At 61.4% G+C, this 17181-nt stretch carries 12 protein-coding genes and 2 pseudogenes; 10 read left to right on the top strand and 4 right to left on the bottom strand.

The window, feature by feature from the left end; genetic code table 11:
* The first annotated feature begins 32 nt into the window (after window positions 1-32).
* From rseP to lpxB, 8 genes and pseudogenes are all read left to right on the top strand, one after another.
* Complete coding sequence (rseP, locus tag QM780_RS08720) at window positions 33-1169, top strand: RIP metalloprotease RseP (protein ID WP_415070081.1); 1137 nt, start codon at window positions 33-35, stop codon at window positions 1167-1169.
* A gap of 292 nt (window positions 1170-1461) precedes the next feature.
* Window positions 1462-3612: pseudogene (gene bamA, locus QM780_RS08715) on the top strand (outer membrane protein assembly factor BamA); the annotation flags it as partial.
* Window positions 3497-3865, top strand: a complete 369-nt coding sequence (locus QM780_RS08710; RefSeq protein WP_415071993.1) for a BamA/TamA family outer membrane protein — start codon at window positions 3497-3499, stop codon at window positions 3863-3865. The pseudogene bamA and the gene QM780_RS08710, both read left to right, overlap by 116 nt.
* A 192-nt stretch (window positions 3866-4057) precedes the next feature.
* Window positions 4058-5119: a UDP-3-O-(3-hydroxymyristoyl)glucosamine N-acyltransferase gene (lpxD, locus tag QM780_RS08705; protein ID WP_415070080.1), complete on the top strand. Its 1062-nt coding sequence runs from the start codon at window positions 4058-4060 to the stop codon at window positions 5117-5119.
* Window positions 5120-5176: 57 nt separating this feature from the next.
* Window positions 5177-5680, top strand: coding sequence for a 3-hydroxyacyl-ACP dehydratase FabZ (gene fabZ / locus QM780_RS08700; protein ID WP_415070079.1), 504 nt, complete (start codon window positions 5177-5179; stop codon window positions 5678-5680).
* A complete protein-coding gene (gene lpxA / locus QM780_RS08695) occupies window positions 5673-6479 on the top strand; it encodes an acyl-ACP--UDP-N-acetylglucosamine O-acyltransferase (protein ID WP_415070078.1) in 807 nt (268 codons plus the stop codon). The genes fabZ and lpxA overlap by 8 nt, the downstream gene beginning before the upstream one ends.
* A 10-nt stretch (window positions 6480-6489) precedes the next feature.
* Window positions 6490-7299: pseudogene (locus tag QM780_RS08690) on the top strand (LpxI family protein); the annotation flags it as partial.
* A gap of 483 nt (window positions 7300-7782) precedes the next feature.
* The gene (gene lpxB / locus QM780_RS08685; RefSeq protein WP_415071992.1) at window positions 7783-8955 is read left to right on the top strand and encodes a lipid-A-disaccharide synthase; all 1173 of its coding nucleotides are present in this window, start codon (window positions 7783-7785) and stop codon (window positions 8953-8955) included.
* Here lpxB and gltA read toward each other — a convergent pair.
* The gene (gltA, locus tag QM780_RS08680; protein WP_415070077.1) at window positions 8952-10262 is read right to left on the bottom strand and encodes a citrate synthase; all 1311 of its coding nucleotides are present in this window, start codon (window positions 10260-10262) and stop codon (window positions 8952-8954) included. The two genes, lpxB and gltA, sit on opposite strands and share 4 nt — an antisense overlap.
* Window positions 10263-10448: 186 nt before the next feature.
* Window positions 10449-11978: a glutamate--tRNA ligase gene (gltX, locus tag QM780_RS08675; RefSeq protein WP_415070076.1), complete on the bottom strand. Its 1530-nt coding sequence runs from the start codon at window positions 11976-11978 to the stop codon at window positions 10449-10451.
* Between the two features lie 180 nt (window positions 11979-12158).
* Here gltX and QM780_RS08670 point away from each other — a divergent pair, with 180 nt between their 5' ends.
* A complete protein-coding gene (locus tag QM780_RS08670) occupies window positions 12159-14435 on the top strand; it encodes a ComEC/Rec2 family competence protein (RefSeq protein ID WP_415070075.1) in 2277 nt (758 codons plus the stop codon).
* A 23-nt stretch (window positions 14436-14458) separates the two neighbouring features.
* Here QM780_RS08670 and lexA read toward each other — a convergent pair whose 3' ends face one another.
* Entirely contained in the window at window positions 14459-15196 is a 738-nt protein-coding gene (gene lexA / locus QM780_RS08665) for a transcriptional repressor LexA (RefSeq protein ID WP_415070074.1), read from the bottom strand.
* A gap of 228 nt (window positions 15197-15424) precedes the next feature.
* Here lexA and QM780_RS08660 point away from each other — a divergent pair, with 228 nt between their 5' ends.
* Window positions 15425-16192 (top strand): hypothetical protein, encoded by a 768-nt coding sequence (locus QM780_RS08660; RefSeq protein WP_415070073.1) that lies wholly within the window; start codon window positions 15425-15427, stop codon window positions 16190-16192.
* A 15-nt stretch (window positions 16193-16207) separates the two neighbouring features.
* On the opposite strand, the gene QM780_RS08655 is transcribed toward QM780_RS08660, so the two are convergent.
* Window positions 16208-17095: an IS1 family transposase gene (locus QM780_RS08655; protein WP_415070072.1), complete on the bottom strand. Its 888-nt coding sequence runs from the start codon at window positions 17093-17095 to the stop codon at window positions 16208-16210.
* Between the last annotated feature and the right edge of the window lie 86 nt (window positions 17096-17181).

The raw sequence follows: 17181 nt of genomic DNA, 5'->3' as shown, positions 1-17181 counted from the left end.
GCACTCCGAATCAGCACTGGGACCACTCATCCATGGATTTTCTGGCGTCACTTGCAGGATGGATCTGGCATTACGGCATCATGTTCCTGCTGGTTTTGACCCTGGTCGTTTTCATCCACGAGCTTGGCCATTTCCTCGTCGCGCGCTGGTGCGGCGTCACGGTCAAGGCATTCTCGATCGGCTTCGGCCCTGAAATATATGGGTTTTATGACAAGCACGGGACCCGCTGGCGGTTCGCGTGGATTCCGCTCGGCGGCTACGTCAAATTCATCGACGACGAGAACCCGGCATCGTTCGGCGGCAACGCCCGCCTTTCCGAGCGCGAGGGAGCCTTCCAGTCGAAATCCGTCGGCGCCCGCGCCGCCGTCGTGGCAGCCGGCCCGATCGCCAATTTCATCCTCGCAATCGTCCTTTACTCGGCCCTCAACGCCACTGTCGGGCTCCATATCCTTCCGCCGCTGGTCGACGCCGTGGTGCCCAATTCACCGGCTGAACGGGGCGGCTTCAAAGCCGGCGACCTGATCGTCGCGATCGATGGCAACAAAATCGAGCGCTTCGACGATCTGCAGAGAATCGTCGGATCGAGCGCAGGCGAAGAGCTTTCCTTCACCGTCGACCGCGGCGGCGAGAATCTCGTTCTCAAGGCGACCCCCAACGTCGATGAGCAGAAGGACGCCATGGGTCGGACGTTCCGGCGCGGACTGATCGGCATCCAGCGCGCCATCGCGCCCGACAAGGTCCGCACCGTTCACGTCGGCATTCCACAGGCCATAATGCTCGGAATTAGCGAAACCTACGGCAATATCACGCAGACTTTGGGCGGCCTTCGCGATATCGTCACGCGGCGCCAGTCGGCCGAGCAGATGGGCGGCCCGATCATGATGGCCGAGGTCACCGCCAAGGTCGCGGAACTCGGGCTTGAGCCGATGCTGCGCTGGATCGCCTTCATCTCGGCCAATATCGGCTTTCTGAACCTGCTGCCGGTGCCGGTTCTCGATGGCGGACACCTTATGTTCTACGCCTTCGAAGCGGTGCGCCGGAAGCCCGCCAGCGAGCGCCTCCAGCAGATGGGCTTCCAGGTCGGCTTGGCGTTGCTGATGATGTTGATGGTTTTTGTGAATTTCAACGACATTATGAACGTTTGGCGCCGTTTGACGGGGGCCGGCTGACGTTCAGAAGAATCATGGTGGAGTGACGTAAACTTACAACTTTCCGAGGGCTTTCTGAATCGTTAAAAGCGATATCCTGCGCAGCATGTTATGACTTCGACTCGGGGGGCCGAAACGAAGTTACGACGGAAGGTTGCCGTGGACCGGGGACGTCAAGACAAACACGACCGATAAGAAACGGGCCGAAAAACAAAAAGAACACTGCACAAAACAAGACGCATGAGTGTGTCGCTGCCGCCGACAGCGCGCATGTGAAATTGGGGGTCGGCGGCACACGGGGGCAATTCCGCGTATGCAGAAATTCAAGATCATCTTGGCGGGACTGCGCCTGTTGGTGGCGCTTCTTGTCCTCTCGCCGGTGGTCGCGATGGGGGATGCGGCCTGGACGTCGGGTGCAGCGTTCGCTCAGAGCGTGATCAAGAACATTGAAGTGGTCGGAAACCGGCGCGTCGAGCCCGAGACCGTCCGCTCGTATCTGCAATTCAATGCCGGCGATCCCTACAGCGCGTCAAAGATCGACGGTTCGATCAAGGCGCTGTTTGCGACGGGCCTCTTTGCCGACGTCTCGATCGATTCCAAAGGCTCGACGATCGTTGTGACCGTCAAGGAAAACCCGGTCATCAACCAGGTCGCCTTCGAAGGCAACAGCGAGGTCGACACCGCGACGCTGACCGGCGAAGTCCAGCTGAAGCCGCGCTCGGTGTTTACGCGCGCCAAGGCTCAGGCCGATGTGCAGCGCATTCTCGACGTCTATCGCCGCCAGGGTCTTTTTGCCGCCAGCGTCGAGCCCAAGATCATCGAGCTTGAGCAGGACCGCGTGAACCTCGTCTTCGAGATCAACGAGGGTGCTGCAACCAAGGTCAAGGGCATCAACTTCGTCGGCAACCACGCCTTCACCGACAGCCAGCTCCGCGACATCATCTCGACGACGCAGGTCGGTTGGTTCGACTTCCTCAAGGGAACGTCGATCTACGACCCCGACCGCATGAACCTCGACCGCGAACTCATTCGCCAGTTCTACCTCAAGAACGGCTATCCCGACGCGTCCGTCACGGCAGCGAACGCCGAAATCGATCCTGACGGTTCGGGCTTCATCATCACCTTCGCAATCGATGAAGGCCAGCTCTATTCCTTCGGCGCGATCAATATCGAAAGCTCACTGCCGGGAGTGGATGGCAGCACGCTGCAAGGCGATCTGCTGACCAAGAGCGGCGCTGTCTATGACGCTTCGCAAATCGACAAAACCTCCGAGCAGTTGACGCTCGACATCGCCGATCAGGGCTATGCCTTCGCCCGCGTCCGGCCGCGTCCCATTCCCGATGCGACCAACCATACGATCTCGATCACCTACGTCGTTGACGAAGGCCCGCGGATCTACATCGAGCGCATCAACGTCATCGGTAACACGCGAACCAAGGATTTCGTGATCCGCCGCGAGTTCCGTCTCGCCGAAGGCGACGCGTTCAATACTTTGATGGTCGACCGCGCCAAGAAGCGTCTGCAGGCTCTCGGCATTTTCAAGACCGTCGACATCAAGCGCCGTCCCGGATCTGCGCCTGACCGCGTCATTCTCGATGTCGAAGTTCAGGAACAGTCGACGGGCGAACTCTCGTTCGGTGCGGGCTACTCGACCAGTGAAGGCGTGATCGGCGACGTGTCGATTTCCGAACGCAACCTGTTCGGCAACGGTCAATACATTCGCCTGAAGCTCGCCGGTTCGTTCGAGCGCGCGCAGGTCGACTTGTCGTTCACCGAGCCGCGCTTCCTCGATCGCAACCTTGCGGCTGGCTTCGACCTGTTCTTCAAACAGCTCGACTACACCGACTATTCTGGATTCGAGCAGAGAAAAATGGGCGGCGACGTCCGCCTCGGCTTCCCGCTTGCCGAGAAGCTTTGGATGCAGACGCTATACTCGTTGTCGCGTGACGAGATCTATGGCGTGACAGACAATGCCTCGTTGGCGATTAAAGAAGCTTGCGGAGTGCAAGGATACGATTCCTCCACTGGGCTCTATAATTGCGATAACAAGGGCTACTGGACGTCGCTCATTGGCACGACCATCAGCTACGATCAGCGCAATGTCCCGACCAATCCGAACCGCGGCTACTATATCGAAGTTGGCAACGACTTCGCCGGTCTTGGCGGCGACGCTCAATACTGGCGCGTGAATGCGGAAGGCCGCTTCTACTACCCGATCTACGACAAGATCACGTTCGTAGGTCGCGCGGTCGGCGGCATGATCCAAGGCTGGGGCGGCGAAGATGTACGACTGCTCGACGCCTTCTTCAAAGGCGGTGAAACGGTCCGTGGTTTCGACGTTTCGGGCTATGGACCTCGTGATATTTCATCCTCAAACAAGGACGCGCTTGGCGGTCAGAAATACTGGGCGGCCACCGCGGAAATCCGCTTCCCGCTGCCGTTCATTCCTGAGGATATCGGACTCAGCGGTGCGGTATTCGCCGATGCCGGTTCGCTTTGGGATGCTACAGGCGGAGCCCACGACGCGCTCAGTGGTTGCACCACAAATGGCAAATCCTGTCTGCAGGACAGCGACTTCGATCCGCTCCTCTGTCGGCGGCAGCTTGATGTGGAACTCGCCGGTCGGCCCGCTGCGCATGGACTTCGCCAAGGTCCTGACCAAGGAAAGCTACGACCAGACGCAGTTCTTCCGCTTCGGTGCCCAGTCCAAGTTCTAGCCCTTGGCGGACCGTGGGTTCCAAATTGTGACAGCTTGACGGGAGCGGTGCCATTGAAAGCACCGCTCTTTTCGCTCATGAAGCATCGCGCCTAGGGGCAAATTGGCCAGGGGTCTTGCCATTGTCCCGAAGGTCGTTCATTCAACGTCCCATACCAACCATTCGAAACATCGACGTGCCGGAGGCGGCGCCATGGAGCATCCCGGGTTTTTCGAACGCGCCGGGCCATATACGCTGTCCGAGGTCGCCAACGCGGCAGGCGCGCAACTCGCAGACGGCGCAGATCCCTCTGCTTTGATCGAGGACGTTCGCCCGTTATCCGAGGCCGGTGCGGCGCACGTCTCCTTCATCGATAACAAGAAATATCTGCCGCAACTCGATACCACCGCGGCCGGTGCCTGCTTTGTCATTCCGGCACTCGCAAGCCGCGTCCCCAAGCAAACCGCTGCCCTTGTGACGCCCCAGCCTTATCATGGCTTCGCTCGTGCGCTGGCGCTCTTCTATCCGGGCGCCATGCAGCCGATGGTGGCATCTGCAGGCGCGACTCCGATTGATCCCACCGCAAAGCTCGAAGACGGCGTGATCATCGAGCCGGGCGTCATAGTCGGCCGGGAGGCCCAGATCGGCAGCGGCACCCGCATTGCCGCCGGCGCCGTCGTCGGCTCCCGGGTAACCATCGGGCGCGATTGCTTTATCGGTCCGCTGGCGACCGTGACGCACGCCCTCGTCGGCGATCGTGTGATTATTCATTCCGGCGTCCGCATCGGCCAGGACGGTTTCGGCTTCGCCATGGGGCGGTCGGGCCACCTCAAAGTCCCGCAAATCGGGCGGGTCATCATTCAGGATGACGTCGAGATAGGCGCCAATACAACCATAGACCGAGGGGCTCTTAAGGATACGATCGTCGGCGAAGGGACGAAAATTGATAATCTCTGCCAGATCGGGCACAACGTCATCATCGGTCGGAATAGCGTGATTGTTGCGATGTGCGGCATCTCCGGCTCCACCGAGCTTGGCGATTTTGTCGTCATGGGCGGTCAATCCGGGACTGTCGGCCATATCAAGATCGGCAGCGGTGCGCAGGTCGGCGGGGCTTCTCATCCCACGCACGATGTGCCGCCGGGCGCTCGATACTTCGGCACACCGGCGAAACCGCTGCGCGAAACCGCGCGCGAACAAGCCCTGATCAGGCGGCTCGCCGCGCGCGGCAAAGATAGCTATGACGACGGGTCGCCGGAGTCGGGCGCAGGCTGACGATTAGGGGGCGGCGAACGCGCCCCTCCGACCGCAATTCTTTTGGAGCAGACGACGATGGACGGCAAGGTAACGGCGGACAAGGTTCTTGGGACCGCGGACATCAATCGCGTACTCACTCTATTGCCCCATCGCTATCCCTTCCTGCTCGTCGATCGCATCTACGACATGGATGCCGACGAAAGCTGCGTCGGGTTGAAGAATGTCACCATCAATGAGCCGTTCTTTCAGGGCCACTTCCCTCAGTTTCCGGTGATGCCGGGAGTGCTGATCATCGAAGGCCTCGCTCAGACGGCCGGCGCGCTCTGTGTTTCCAATATCGGCCAGGACTACAAAGCCGAGCTCGTCTATTTCATGGGCATCGACAATGCCAAGTTCCGCAAGCCGGTCGTGCCCGGCGACCAACTCCACTATCACGTCAAGAAAATCCGCAATCGCGGCCGGGTCTGGCGCTTCAAAGGCGAAGCCAAGGTGAATGGTAAGGTCGTCGCCGAAGCCGAAATCAGCGCGATGCTGGCCGATACCGCCGACGCCCGCGCATTTGCGAGCCAAAATGGCTGAGGTTGAAGTCCACCCGACGGCCATCGTCGAAGACGGTGCCCAACTCGGTGCTGGTGTAAAGATCGGGCCCTTCTGCGTCGTTGGCCGGGAGGCGAAGCTCGGCGAGCGCGTCGAACTGATCAGCCACGTCGTCGTCGCCGGCACCACCGACATCGGCGCCGGCACCCGCATTTTCCCGTTCGCATCCATCGGCCACCAGCCGCAGGATCTGAAATACAAGGGCGAGCCTTGCTCGCTGTCGGTCGGCTCCGATTGCATCATCCGCGAAGGCGTGACGATGAACCCCGGAACAGCCGGCGGCGGTTCGGTGACGACGGTCGGCAACGGCTGCGCCTTCCTGGCCAATAGCCACGTCGGTCACGATTGCCGCGTCGGCAACGGCGTCATCTTCTCCAACAATGTCATGCTTGCGGGCCACTGCACGGTCGGCGATTTCGCCATCATCGGCGGCGGTGCAGCCGTGATCCAGTATGCCCGCGTCGGCCATCACGCCTTCGTCGGCGGCATGTCGGGCCTCGAAAACGACCTCATTCCCTACGGCATGGCGCTCGGCAATCGCGCCTATCTTTCGGGACTCAACATCGTTGGCCTGCAGCGTCGCGGCTTCTCGCGCAGCGACATCCACGACCTTCGCCGCGCTTATCGCCTGCTCTTCGCTGCCGAGGGCACGCTCGTTGAACGCATGGACGACGTCGCCGAGGAATTCTCTGGCCACGCCTCGGTTCAGGAAATTCTGGCGTTTATCCGCCAGGGCGGCAAACGATCGCTTTGCACGCCGAAGAACGGCGCCGAAGACTGAGCCCGCGGCGATGGGCGACGCCAAGAAGCGCATCGGTATCATCGCAGGCGCCGGTTCGCTTCCGCTCGAAGTTGCCCGGAGCGTGACGCAGTGCGGCGGCGAGGTGCACGTCGTTATGGTTGAAGGCGCCGCCGATCCGGCGCTTTCCGCATTCCCGCACACGACCGTCAACTGGGCCCAGCCCGGACGCGCAATGGCAGCGCTTCGCCGCGCTGATATCACTGATGCCGTCCTTCTCGGCGGCTATGGCCGGCCGTCGTTTGCGACGGCGCGTCCCGATCTCACGTTTTTGCGTCTCGTTCCGGCCGTCATGAAGCTGTTGAAGGCGGGCGGCGACGATGCCGTGCTGCGTGGCGTACTCGCCCAGTTCGAGGCGCTGGGTCTGCATATCGTGAGCGTCGGCGACGTCGCGCCGGAACTGCTTGTCGGCGAAGGTCAGTTGACGCGATCCGCGCCCTCTGAAGGCGACACTCTCGACATCGAGCGCGGTTTCGATCTCGTCGCAGCGCTTGGCCGCTACGACATCGGCCAGGCAGTCGTCGTCAGCGATGGCCGCATCGAAGCCATCGAGGGCGCCGAAGGCACCGACGGCATGCTGAAGCGCGTCGCCGCGGCGCGGTTGGCTCGCGGCTCGAACGGACGCCACGGCGTCCTCGTCAAACGGCCGAAGCCCGGTCAGGACCTGCGCGTCGATCTGCCGACCATCGGGCCCGGGACGGTTGCAAGCGCCCGTGCTGCGGGTCTCTCTGGAATCGCCGTGATGGCCGATCATGTCCTTGCCGCCAACCGCGAGGACATGATCGCGGCCGCCGACGCACAAGGCCTTTTCATCACGGGTGTGAAGGGCGAAGCGCACTTACGCACCCTCACAGACGCACCGCCGTCCGAAATGAGGCAACGCGGGCGCGTCGCGATCGAGGCAGCCGAACAATGCGACGTCGCCAGGGCCACCGCGATTTTGTCGATCCTCGATGACTTTGGCGGCGGATCGGCCGTCGTCATCGACGGCGGCCGCGTTCTCGCCGTCGGCGCGTCCGAGCCGGCCGTTGACGTTATCGCCCGAGGCGGTGGCCTCCGTGGTAATAGAACCAAACGCCGCGGCATCGCCGTTCTGGGATCAAGCGCCGATCTCGCCAAGCCGATTGTCGAAGCCGCGAACTCCGCGCGCCTGCGCGGTGTCGTCACGACTTCCGCCGCAGATCGTGACACCGATGCCGTCATCGCTTCGGCAAACGAATACGGGATATTTTGTGCGCATGCGCAAACGGATGCCCACGGAAAAAACGCAGCCGCGAAAATGATGATGGAAACGGCCTCACGGCCGCTGAAAATCTTTCTCGTCGCAGGCGAGCATTCGGGCGACGCGCTCGGCAGCAAGCTGATCCGCGCCCTCAAAACGCTGCATCCCGCCCCGATCTCGTTCGCTGGCGTCGGCGGCGAAGACATGGCCCACGAAGGCTTCGCCTCGCTGTTCCCTATCGAGGACGTTGCCGTCATGGGACCGCTGTCGATCCTGCCGAAGCTGCCGCGCATCGTCCGCCGCGTCTATCAGACGGTCGACGCTGCGATAGCGTTCGAGCCCGACATCGTCGTCATCATCGACAGCCCCGAGTTCACGCACCCGATCGCCAAGCGCATCCGCAAGCGCGCGCCGCACATCCCGATCGTCGATTACGTCTGCCCGAGCGTCTGGGCATGGCGTCCGGGACGCGCGAAAAAGATGCGGCCTTACGTCGATCGCATCCTGGCGCTGCTGCCGTTCGAGCCGGAAGCTCTCGTGCGTCTTGGCGGCCCGCCGGGCAGTTACGTCGGCCATCCGCTGATCGAGAAGCTCGATCAAATTCAGCATGCCGATGCCTCCGCGCTCGCCTCGCGCTTGGGCCTCGATCCGGGACGCCCCGTTCTCCTGGTTTTGCCCGGCAGCCGCACGTCCGAAGTCGAACGCCTGATCGACGTCTTCGGAGAAACAGTCGCGCGCGTTGCCGTCGAGATCGGTCCGATCGAGGTCGTCATTCCCGCCGTCCGCCATGTCCGTGACCGCATCGTTGCGAAGACCGCGACCTGGTCGCCGCGTCCGCACATCGTCGATGGTGACGACAAATACGCCGCCATGCGGTTGGCCCGCGCGGCGCTCGCTGCTTCCGGCACCGTCACGCTTGAGTTGGCTCTCGCGCAAACGCCCGCAGTCGTCGCCTACAAAGTCGACAAGCTGATCGCGAACCTGCGCTTCCTTCTGAAGGTGCCGAGCGTCGTTCTCGCCAACCTCGTCATCGGCAGGAATGTCTATCCGGAATATCTGCAGGAAGCCTGTACCAGCGACAACCTTACCGGCGCGCTTCGCCCGCTCTTCGCCGACACGCCTGCCTATGAGGCTCAAATTGAGGGGTTGGCGCTTGCACCCGAGAAATTGCGGCTCGCCGCCTCGACTCCAAGCGAGGCGGCGGCCGCGGTAGTGCTCTCCGTCGTAGAAAATTAGGCCGCCGGGAAATCCCGCCGGGCCGGTCCGATGTAGAGCTGGCGCGGACGGCCGATGCGCTGCTCCGGATCCTCGATCATCTCTTTCCACTGCGCGATCCAGCCAACGGTGCGCGCCACGGCGAACAGCACCGTGAACATGTCGACCGGGAAGCCCATCGCCCGCAGCGTGATGCCCGAGTAGAAATCGATGTTCGGATAGAGCTTCTTTTCGATGAAGTAATCGTCCTGAAGCGCAATGCGTTCCAGCTCGATCGCGACCTTCAGCAGCGGATCGTCCTTGTGGCCGAGCGCGTCGAGCACCTCGTGGCAGGTCTTCGCCATCACCTTGGCGCGCGGATCGTAGTTCTTGTAGACGCGATGGCCGAAGCCCATCAGTCGGAAGCTCGACGACTTGTCCTTGGCCTTCTTCACGTACTCTGGAACGCGATCGACCGTGCCGATCTCTTTCAGCATGTTGAGCGCGGCTTCGTTCGCGCCGCCGTGCGCTGGCCCCCACAGGCACGCGATGCCCGCCGAGATGCACGCGAACGGGTTGGCGCCCGACGATCCCGCAAGCCGCACGGTCGAGGTCGAAGCGTTCTGCTCGTGGTCTGCGTGCAGGATGAAGATGCGATCGAGCGCGCGCGAAATGATCGGATTGACGATGTAGGGCTCGCACGGAACCGCAAAGCACATCTGCAGGAAGTTCGACGTGTAATCGAGATCGTTGCGCGGATAGATGAACGGCTGGCCGATCGAATATTTGTACGCCATTGCCGCGATCGTCGGCATCTTGGCGATCATCCGGTGGCTCGCGACTTCGCGCTGCGAGGTATCGTTGATGTCGGTTGAGTCATGATAGAACGACGACAGCGCGCCGACGGTGCCGACCATCACGGCCATCGGATGTGCGTCGCGCCGGTAGCCCGTGAAAAACCGCGTCATCTGCTCGTGAACCATCGTGTGGTTCGTGATCGTCTTGCGGAAGTTGATGAATTCCGCGTTCGTCGGTAACTCACCGTAGAGCAGCAGGTAGCAGACGGCGAGGAAGTTGGTGTTCTCCGCCAGCTGGTCGATCGGATAACCGCGATAGAGCAGCTCGCCCTTGTCGCCGTCGATGTAGGTGATCGAGCTTTTGCAGTTTGCGGTCGAGGTGAAGCCCGGATCGTAGGTGAAGCACCCGGTTTCTTTGTAAAGATTGCCGACGTCGATGACGTCAGGCCCGATGGTGCCGGACCGTACCGACAGCTCGACCTGCTTGTTCTCGACCGTCAATGTCGCGCTGGGCTTGACCGTGCCCTTCGCCGCCTTGTCGTGAATATTCATGCTCGCCACCTCGCCCCGGGGATACAACCGACGCCTGAAGTAACTATCGCATTTCCCCTGTGGCGGCCCGTATGCTTAAAGGGCCAGGGAAACGTTCGGCGGCCTTCACAAAAGCCATCGGCAATTGCAGGATTTAGCGGATTTTTTGCGGTGCGGCAAGAGATCGTTAGGGAACCTGGGCAGTCCTCACGCCGCCGCGTCGGCAATTCGCGCTAGACTTTCGTCTCGGCCAAGCACTTCGAGCACATCGAAGACCGGCGGCGAAACCGTGCGGCCGGTAAGCGCGGCCCGGATCGGTTGCGCGACGTTGCCGAGCTTCAACCCTTTCTCATCGACATAGGATTTGACCTTCGCTTCGAGGAGGGCCGAGCGCCATTCGTCGGATGGTACTGCTTCGAGCAGTTTCAGCACTTCGGCGTTCGATGCGCGACCATCGGACCCGAGCAGCTTGGCGGCCTTGTCTTCAAGCGCGAGCGGCCGCTGTGCCACGATGAACAGCGCGCCGCCAACGAGTTCAGCAAGCGTCTTCGAACGCTCTTTGAGCGATGGAATGGCACGCGCGAACGTATCCCAGCCTTTGCCGGCGAAGAGATCGGCGAGTTCTTTTCCCGAACGCACACCCGGCAACTGCCGCTGCACTTCACGCGCGAGTGCGATGTCCGCGCGCGGCGGCGCCTTGGGATCGGGCGGGATTTCAACGAGCGTCGCGAAATTCAGATGCGGCAGCATTCCGCGCACGTGCGCCGCCAGTTCTTCATCGGATGCCGCGCGGATGTAATGGCCGTTGAGATCGTCGAGCTTCTTGAAATCGAGCCGTGCCGCGCTCTTGTTGATGTCGTCGATGTCGAACCAGCGGATCAGATCTTCGGTCGAAATGATCTCGTCGTCGCCATGGCTCCACGCGAGGCGCGCGAGGTAATTGCGCAGCGCGACGGGCAGATAGCCCATGTCGCGATATTCCTCGACGCCTTGTGCGCCGTGCCGTTTTGAGAGCTTCGCGCCGTCCGCCCCGTGAATGAGCGGTACATGCGCGAATTCCGGCACCTTCCAGCCCATGCCCTGGTAGATCTGCGTCTGTCGAGCCGAATTCGTCAGGTGATCGGCGCCGCGGATGACGTGCGTGATCTCCATATCATGATCGTCGACCACGACGGCGAGGTTATAGGTCGGATTGCCGTCGGATCTCAGAATGATCAGATCGTCGAGATCCTTGTTCGGGAAGACGACGCGCCCCTGCACGTGATCGTTGACGATCGTTTCACCTTCCCGCGGTGCCTTGAGCCGTATCACCGGCTTGACGTCCTTCGGCGCGTCCTTCGCATCACGGTCGCGCCAGGGCGACAGGAATATCAGCGGCCGGCCTTCCGCCTTGGCTTTTTCGCGCGCCGCTTCGATCTCGGCGGGCGAGGAATAGCAGTAATAGGCCGCGCCCCGAGCCAGAAGCTCATTGGCGACGTCGCGATGCCGGTCAGCGCGCGAGAATTGCGAGACGACGTTGCCGTCCCAGTCGAGGCCAAGCCATTTGATGCCATCGAGGATCGCCGCCACCGCAGCTTCGTTGTTGCGCTCGCGGTCGGTATCCTCAATGCGCAAAAGGAATTTTCCGTTGCGGCCACGAGCATAGAGCCAGTTGAACAGGGCCGTGCGCGCGCCACCGATATGCAGGAAACCGGTGGGCGAGGGGGCAAATCGAACGATGGGCGCGCTGGGTGTCATGGTCTCGGGTCTAGGACCTTATGCTCTGTCTGCCATTGAGGGATTGAGGCTCCGCTCGTAGCATGTGAGTTGGGACAAGTTAAGAGGGCGGAAAACCCGCTCTCGAAGCGTCATGGTCGGGGCATGTCGGTCGAAGCGAGGGCGCCGGACGTTACATTTCCGCCGTTTCCGGAGCAGGGGTTGAGCCGTACCGCCCTTGCCATGGAGTCTGAGCGGCAAAGCTTCTTCCTTTGGGTGCCGGTTTGCCTCGGCCTTGGCGTCGCCGCTTATTTCGCGTTGCCGGTCGAGCCTGCACTCGTCGTGGCTTTCGCGCCGCTGGCCCTGGCGCTGATCCTGCGGTTGACCGTGCGGTCGGGCACACTCGCCGCGACGCTCGCGACAGCCCTCATTCTTGTCGGCGCCGGCTTCGCGCTCATCAAAGTGCGGGTCGAGACCGTGCGTGCGCCGGTCCTCGCCAAGTCGGTTCACGGCGTCGAGGTCACGGGAACAGTGACGATGGTCGAGGCCAAGCTGCCGCGCGGCCAGCGGCTCACGATTGCAAATCCGACGATCTCTGGGCTGGAGCCCGCTCGCACGCCCGCGGTGGTCCGCATCCGTACGATGTCGTCGAAAGCGCTCGCAGCGCCGGGCGAACGTATCCGCATCAAGGCCAATCTGTCGCCGCCGGCGAAGCCTGCATTGCCCGGCGGCTTCGACTACGCGCGCACCGCCTGGTTCGATTCCGTCGGCGCCGTTGGCTACGCTTTCGCGGCCCCCGTGATCGAAGGCCATGCCGATCCGAATTCATTCGGACAATGGTATCACCGCACGATCGAGAATATCCGCCAATCACTCGCCGTTCGTATTCGCGCCGCGCTTTCCGGCGAAACCGGAGAGATCGCGCTGGCGCTCATCACCGGCGAGCGCGGCGGCATCACCACCGAGACGAACAACGCCTTTAAGAATTCCGGCCTGTTCCACATTCTGTCGATCTCCGGATTGCACATGGTGATCGCCGCTGGCGCCGTATTCTTTTCGATCCGCCTGCTGCTAGCGGCAATCCCGCGCATCGCCTTGACGATGCCGATCAAGAAGATCGCGGCTGCGCTCGGCATCTTGAGCGCGATCGCCTATCTCGCGATTTCTGGCGTGCAGTTTGCAACCGTTCGCTCGGCGCTGATGATCCTGATCATCTTCGGCGCGATTTTGCTCGACCGGCCCGCGCTCGCCCTTCGAAACGTCGCGCTCGCCGCGTTCATCATTCTCGCCGTCTATCCCGAAAGCCTGCTCGATGCCGGCTTTCAGATGTCGTTCGCGGCGGTCACGGCGTTGATCGCATCGCACGAATTCTTGAGCCGCCTGCTCGGCCGCGAGTCCAACCCGCATTGGGTCCTGCGCATCGTGAAATTCTTCGGCGAGATCATCGCCTCGACTCTGATTGCAAGCGCCGCCGTCGCCCCGTTTGCGGCCTATAATTTTCATCAGAGCCAGCAGTATGCCGTGCTGGCGAATATGATCGCCATTCCGATCTGCAACATTATCGTCATGCCGGCGGCGCTGATCGCGATGGTGCTGATGCCGTTCGGTTTGGAATGGATCGGCCTTGTGCCGATGGGCTGGGGCATCGAGGGCATGACGTGGTGCGCCGACAAGGTCGGCGCGCTGCCCGGTGCCGTCGGGCACATCCCAGCCATTCCGGAACTCGCATTCGTGCTGATGCTGATTGGCGGACTTTGGTTCCTGTTGTGGCGGACGCGCATTCGCCTCATCGGCGCAGCGCTCGTCGGCGCCGGCCTTCTTGTTGCTCCGTGGATGCCGCGGCCCGATATCCTGATCGGCCAGAAAGGACTTCTGATCGCAGTGCGCGACGCCTCCGGCAAGCTCGACGCGCTACCAGGACGAAGCGAGAAATACGACCTCGACCGCTGGCTCGAATACGACGGCGACGGACGCACCGCGCGCGACGCGAAAACCGGCGAAGGCTTCTCATGCGATGCCGTCGGCTGCATCGCCCACGTCAAAGGCGCGACCATCGCCGTCGCCCGTCATCCCGCCGCCGTGACCGACGATTGCCTCAACGCCGACGTGCTCGTGCTCGATATGCCCAAGCCCGACGACTGCGCGGTCCCGCGAACCGTGGTCGATGTCTTCGATCGCTGGCGAAACGGCGCTTACTCCCTCTACCTCGACCGCACCGACGATGATCCCGAACCGCATGTGCGCCTGGAAACGGTCGCCGCCCATCGCGGCGAGCGGCCCTGGAGCGTGGGGCCGGAGGGCAGGGAGACACAGCGGAAGGATTCACAATTGCCGAAGCCGCGCTTCCTTGAAACCCCCGCACCGGGGAGCGAAGCCGCGCGCACGGCAGATGCCGACACCGCGCCCAGAACGTCAGCGGATGATGACCCCGGCGAGGGGGCCGACATCGAAGCTGAAGACAATGTCTCCAACAGCGCTGCCGCTGACGACGGCCAGTAGCCCGCTATCGGACGCTGCCCTGCTCAATACCGCCGCATCAGCCCGACGAGTTGGCCCTGAATGTCGATCTGATCCGGCCCGAAGATGCGGGTCTTGAACTCGGGGTTCGCCGCCTCGAGCGCGATCGTCGACCCTTTTTTGCGCAGCCGCTTCAAGGTCGCTTCCTCGCCCTCGACGAGGGCGACGATGATATCGCCGTTCTCGGCCGTATTGCACCGGCGGATGATGACGGTATCGCCGTCATGGATACCCGCCTCGATCATCGAGTCGCCCTTCACTTCCAGCGCAAAATGCTCGCCGTTGGTCAGGATGTCGGGCGGCACGGCAATGTCGTGCGTATGGTTCTGGATGGCGCTGATCGGTGTACCGGCGGCGATGCGGCCCATGACCGGGATCGACACCGTCCGCGCATCGATGACGTGCGACGGCGGCGGCGCGCTGACATTCGCTTTCGGTGGTCCTGAGCCCTCGATCACGCTCGGCTGGAACCCTCTCTGCGGCGCGGTCGAACCCGGCGCGACGGCAAAGCTTGGCGGCGCTACCTGATTGTCCGGCAGCTTGATGACCTCGATCGCGCGGGCCCGGTGCGGCAGGCGGCGGATGAAGCCACGCTCCACCAGCGCCGTGATCAGCCGGTGAATGCCGGACTTCGACCTCAGGTCCAGCGCGTCCTTCATCTCGTCGAACGAGGGCGGCACGCCGCGTTCCTGCATCCGCGCGTGAATGAAGAGCAGGAGGTCTTTCTGTTTTTCGGTGAGCATGCGTTTCGTCTCAAGCCTTTCCTGGCTGCGCAAGCGCGGCGGCCCGAAACGCTGACCGCCAATGCATCGCCCGCTCGTCACGGTACAAATCGTGTATGTACCCTACACGTTCTCGTCTCGTTCCGCAAGTCCTTACAACAAACAGGTCGTGTCTCAGTTTGAAATTTGCGCCCACGCGAGAATAGATTTACCCCGCCGCGAAACGGATTCGCCGCGATGGGGGTTCGCATGGCAAACGACTCACCTTTCTCAAACATCAAGAACGGTTTCTTTCAAACGCTTGGCGGAGTTCCGGTGGCGGCGGCGCTCGCTGCACTCGGCACCTTCCTGTGGGGCCTAGCGCAGATGTCGTTTTGGGCAATCCCGGCGGCCGCAATAGCCTTCGTTTCGGTCTGGTTAGCGATCGAGTTCGTGCTTGATTCTCCACGCGGCAGACACCTCGTGGATTGGATCCGCGATAAAATGGGATTGCCCAAGTTACAGCGCCAACAAGTCTCTCTGGTTAGCCAAACTTCGATTGCTGAGCCTGATCGGCCGACGGCGGCCGATCATCTATGCGCCTTATGGCTTTATGAGCAGCAGTTTCCGAGATTGAACCAAGAGATAGAGTTAGCGGAAAAGGCATCGGTTGAGATCGAAGATTTATTTTCGCTCGCGATGATGGCGGATTTATCTGAGGAACAGAAAAGCCGACTAGAGAATAAGTTGTTTGAGTTTACGCAGGCGTTAGTGGCATGCGATGCCACGCACCGGATTTGCTTTCGTGAAGATAAGAACGTTTCGCTTACCAGCCCTTATTATCCCAGCCAAATTCCAATCGCGGGCTTGAGTGATCTACCAGGGGACTTGAGGTACGAATTTCGCCAGTACCATGACCGCTTAAATTCGATGCGCCAGAATATTGGTTTGCTCAGAGAAAGTTTCAGATTTGCAATTAGCTACTCGCAGGATGCAATCAGCAAGACTGCGCATCGAGCTATTGACCGAATGCGATAAGAGCATGTCGCGCTATTACGCGGCAATCCGCTTCTTATACGTCTTCGGCCGTCCCGGCTTCGGGGCCGCTTCGTCCATCAGCCCGATAATCTCTTCCATCGTCCACAGACGATCGGAGATGCCTGCTGCCATCGCGGGCGTGACGCGAAGCGTCTTGTGAATACGGGTCCAGTTGTAGAACGTGAAGTAGAGCGCCAGTGCATGGCGGTGGCTGGCGAGCTTCTTTGAGAAGGCATTAGACAGACGCGTGAACCGCTTCATGCTCATGCGCATCGTGAGGTTCTGCCGCTCGACGTAAGACGTGCTGATGTGGGCTTCGTCCGGGTTGCCCACGATCGGCATCTTCTTTACGCCGATGCAGTCCGGCGGGCTGTACCGGCGTTCTTCGGCATTGCCACGAACGTCGCCATATATTTTGACGAGCTGGGCAAAGTCGATATCCGTTCCGCCGAAGACGCTCTCAACGGCCGTCAAATAAGCCTTGTGACCGTCGGTCGTGAGTTGAACGCGGGTTGCGAGACGACCCTTGAGATCATCGAGAAACGCCGCCGCCCAATACGCATCGCGCTGGCCAACAGCCCAACTGCAAATCAGCTTCGTATCGGCGTCGATCGCCGTCCACGTCCAAACGTCGCCCGCGCCTTTCGGGGGAGCCTTGGCATCCACGACGTTCTTGTTCTTGGCGTAAACGAAGCTCCAGATTTCGTCGCACTGGACGCGCTTCGACGTCAGGTTCCGAACGCGCTCATCGTGGAAGGCGGCGCAGAACGTGCCTGCATCGGCCAAGAGCTTCGCGACGGTATTGATCGACACGTCGCAAACCCGAGACACCGAACGCATTGAAGACCCCTCGCAGAGCATCGAGAGGATTTGGACGCGCTTGGCTATAGGCAGTTTGTTCATATCTATAACATATGAACTTTCATGCTTAGCGTCAAGTATGTGGTTATTTGATTTAGCTCATTTCTCCAATGCCAAGGAAAGCCGCA

Source organism: Hyphomicrobium sp. (assembly GCF_047600905.1).
In the GTDB taxonomy this organism is placed as follows: Bacteria; Pseudomonadota; Alphaproteobacteria; order Rhizobiales; family Hyphomicrobiaceae; genus Hyphomicrobium_B.
This window is presented reverse-complemented; position numbering and strand designations above follow the sequence as displayed.

What these genes read in the sequence shown, in the direction of transcription:
- lpxD (WP_415070080.1), top strand. Translation starts at nt 4,058, where the DNA reads ATGGAGCATCCCGGGTTTTTCGAACGCGCCGGGCCATATACGCTGTCC.
- gltA (WP_415070077.1), bottom strand. Translation starts at nt 10,262, where the DNA reads ATGAATATTCACGACAAGGCGGCGAAGGGCACGGTCAAGCCCAGCGCG.
- QM780_RS08710 (WP_415071993.1), top strand. Translation starts at nt 3,497, where the DNA reads ATGGACCTCGTGATATTTCATCCTCAAACAAGGACGCGCTTGGCGGTC.
- gltX (WP_415070076.1), bottom strand. Translation starts at nt 11,978, where the DNA reads ATGACACCCAGCGCGCCCATCGTTCGATTTGCCCCCTCGCCCACCGGT.
- QM780_RS08660 (WP_415070073.1), top strand. Translation starts at nt 15,425, where the DNA reads ATGGCAAACGACTCACCTTTCTCAAACATCAAGAACGGTTTCTTTCAA.
- lpxA (WP_415070078.1), top strand. Translation starts at nt 5,673, where the DNA reads ATGGCTGAGGTTGAAGTCCACCCGACGGCCATCGTCGAAGACGGTGCC.
- lpxB (WP_415071992.1), top strand. Translation starts at nt 7,783, where the DNA reads ATGGAAACGGCCTCACGGCCGCTGAAAATCTTTCTCGTCGCAGGCGAG.
- fabZ (WP_415070079.1), top strand. Translation starts at nt 5,177, where the DNA reads ATGGACGGCAAGGTAACGGCGGACAAGGTTCTTGGGACCGCGGACATC.
- QM780_RS08655 (WP_415070072.1), bottom strand. Translation starts at nt 17,095, where the DNA reads ATGAACAAACTGCCTATAGCCAAGCGCGTCCAAATCCTCTCGATGCTC.
- rseP (WP_415070081.1), top strand. Translation starts at nt 33, where the DNA reads ATGGATTTTCTGGCGTCACTTGCAGGATGGATCTGGCATTACGGCATC.
- lexA (WP_415070074.1), bottom strand. Translation starts at nt 15,196, where the DNA reads ATGCTCACCGAAAAACAGAAAGACCTCCTGCTCTTCATTCACGCGCGG.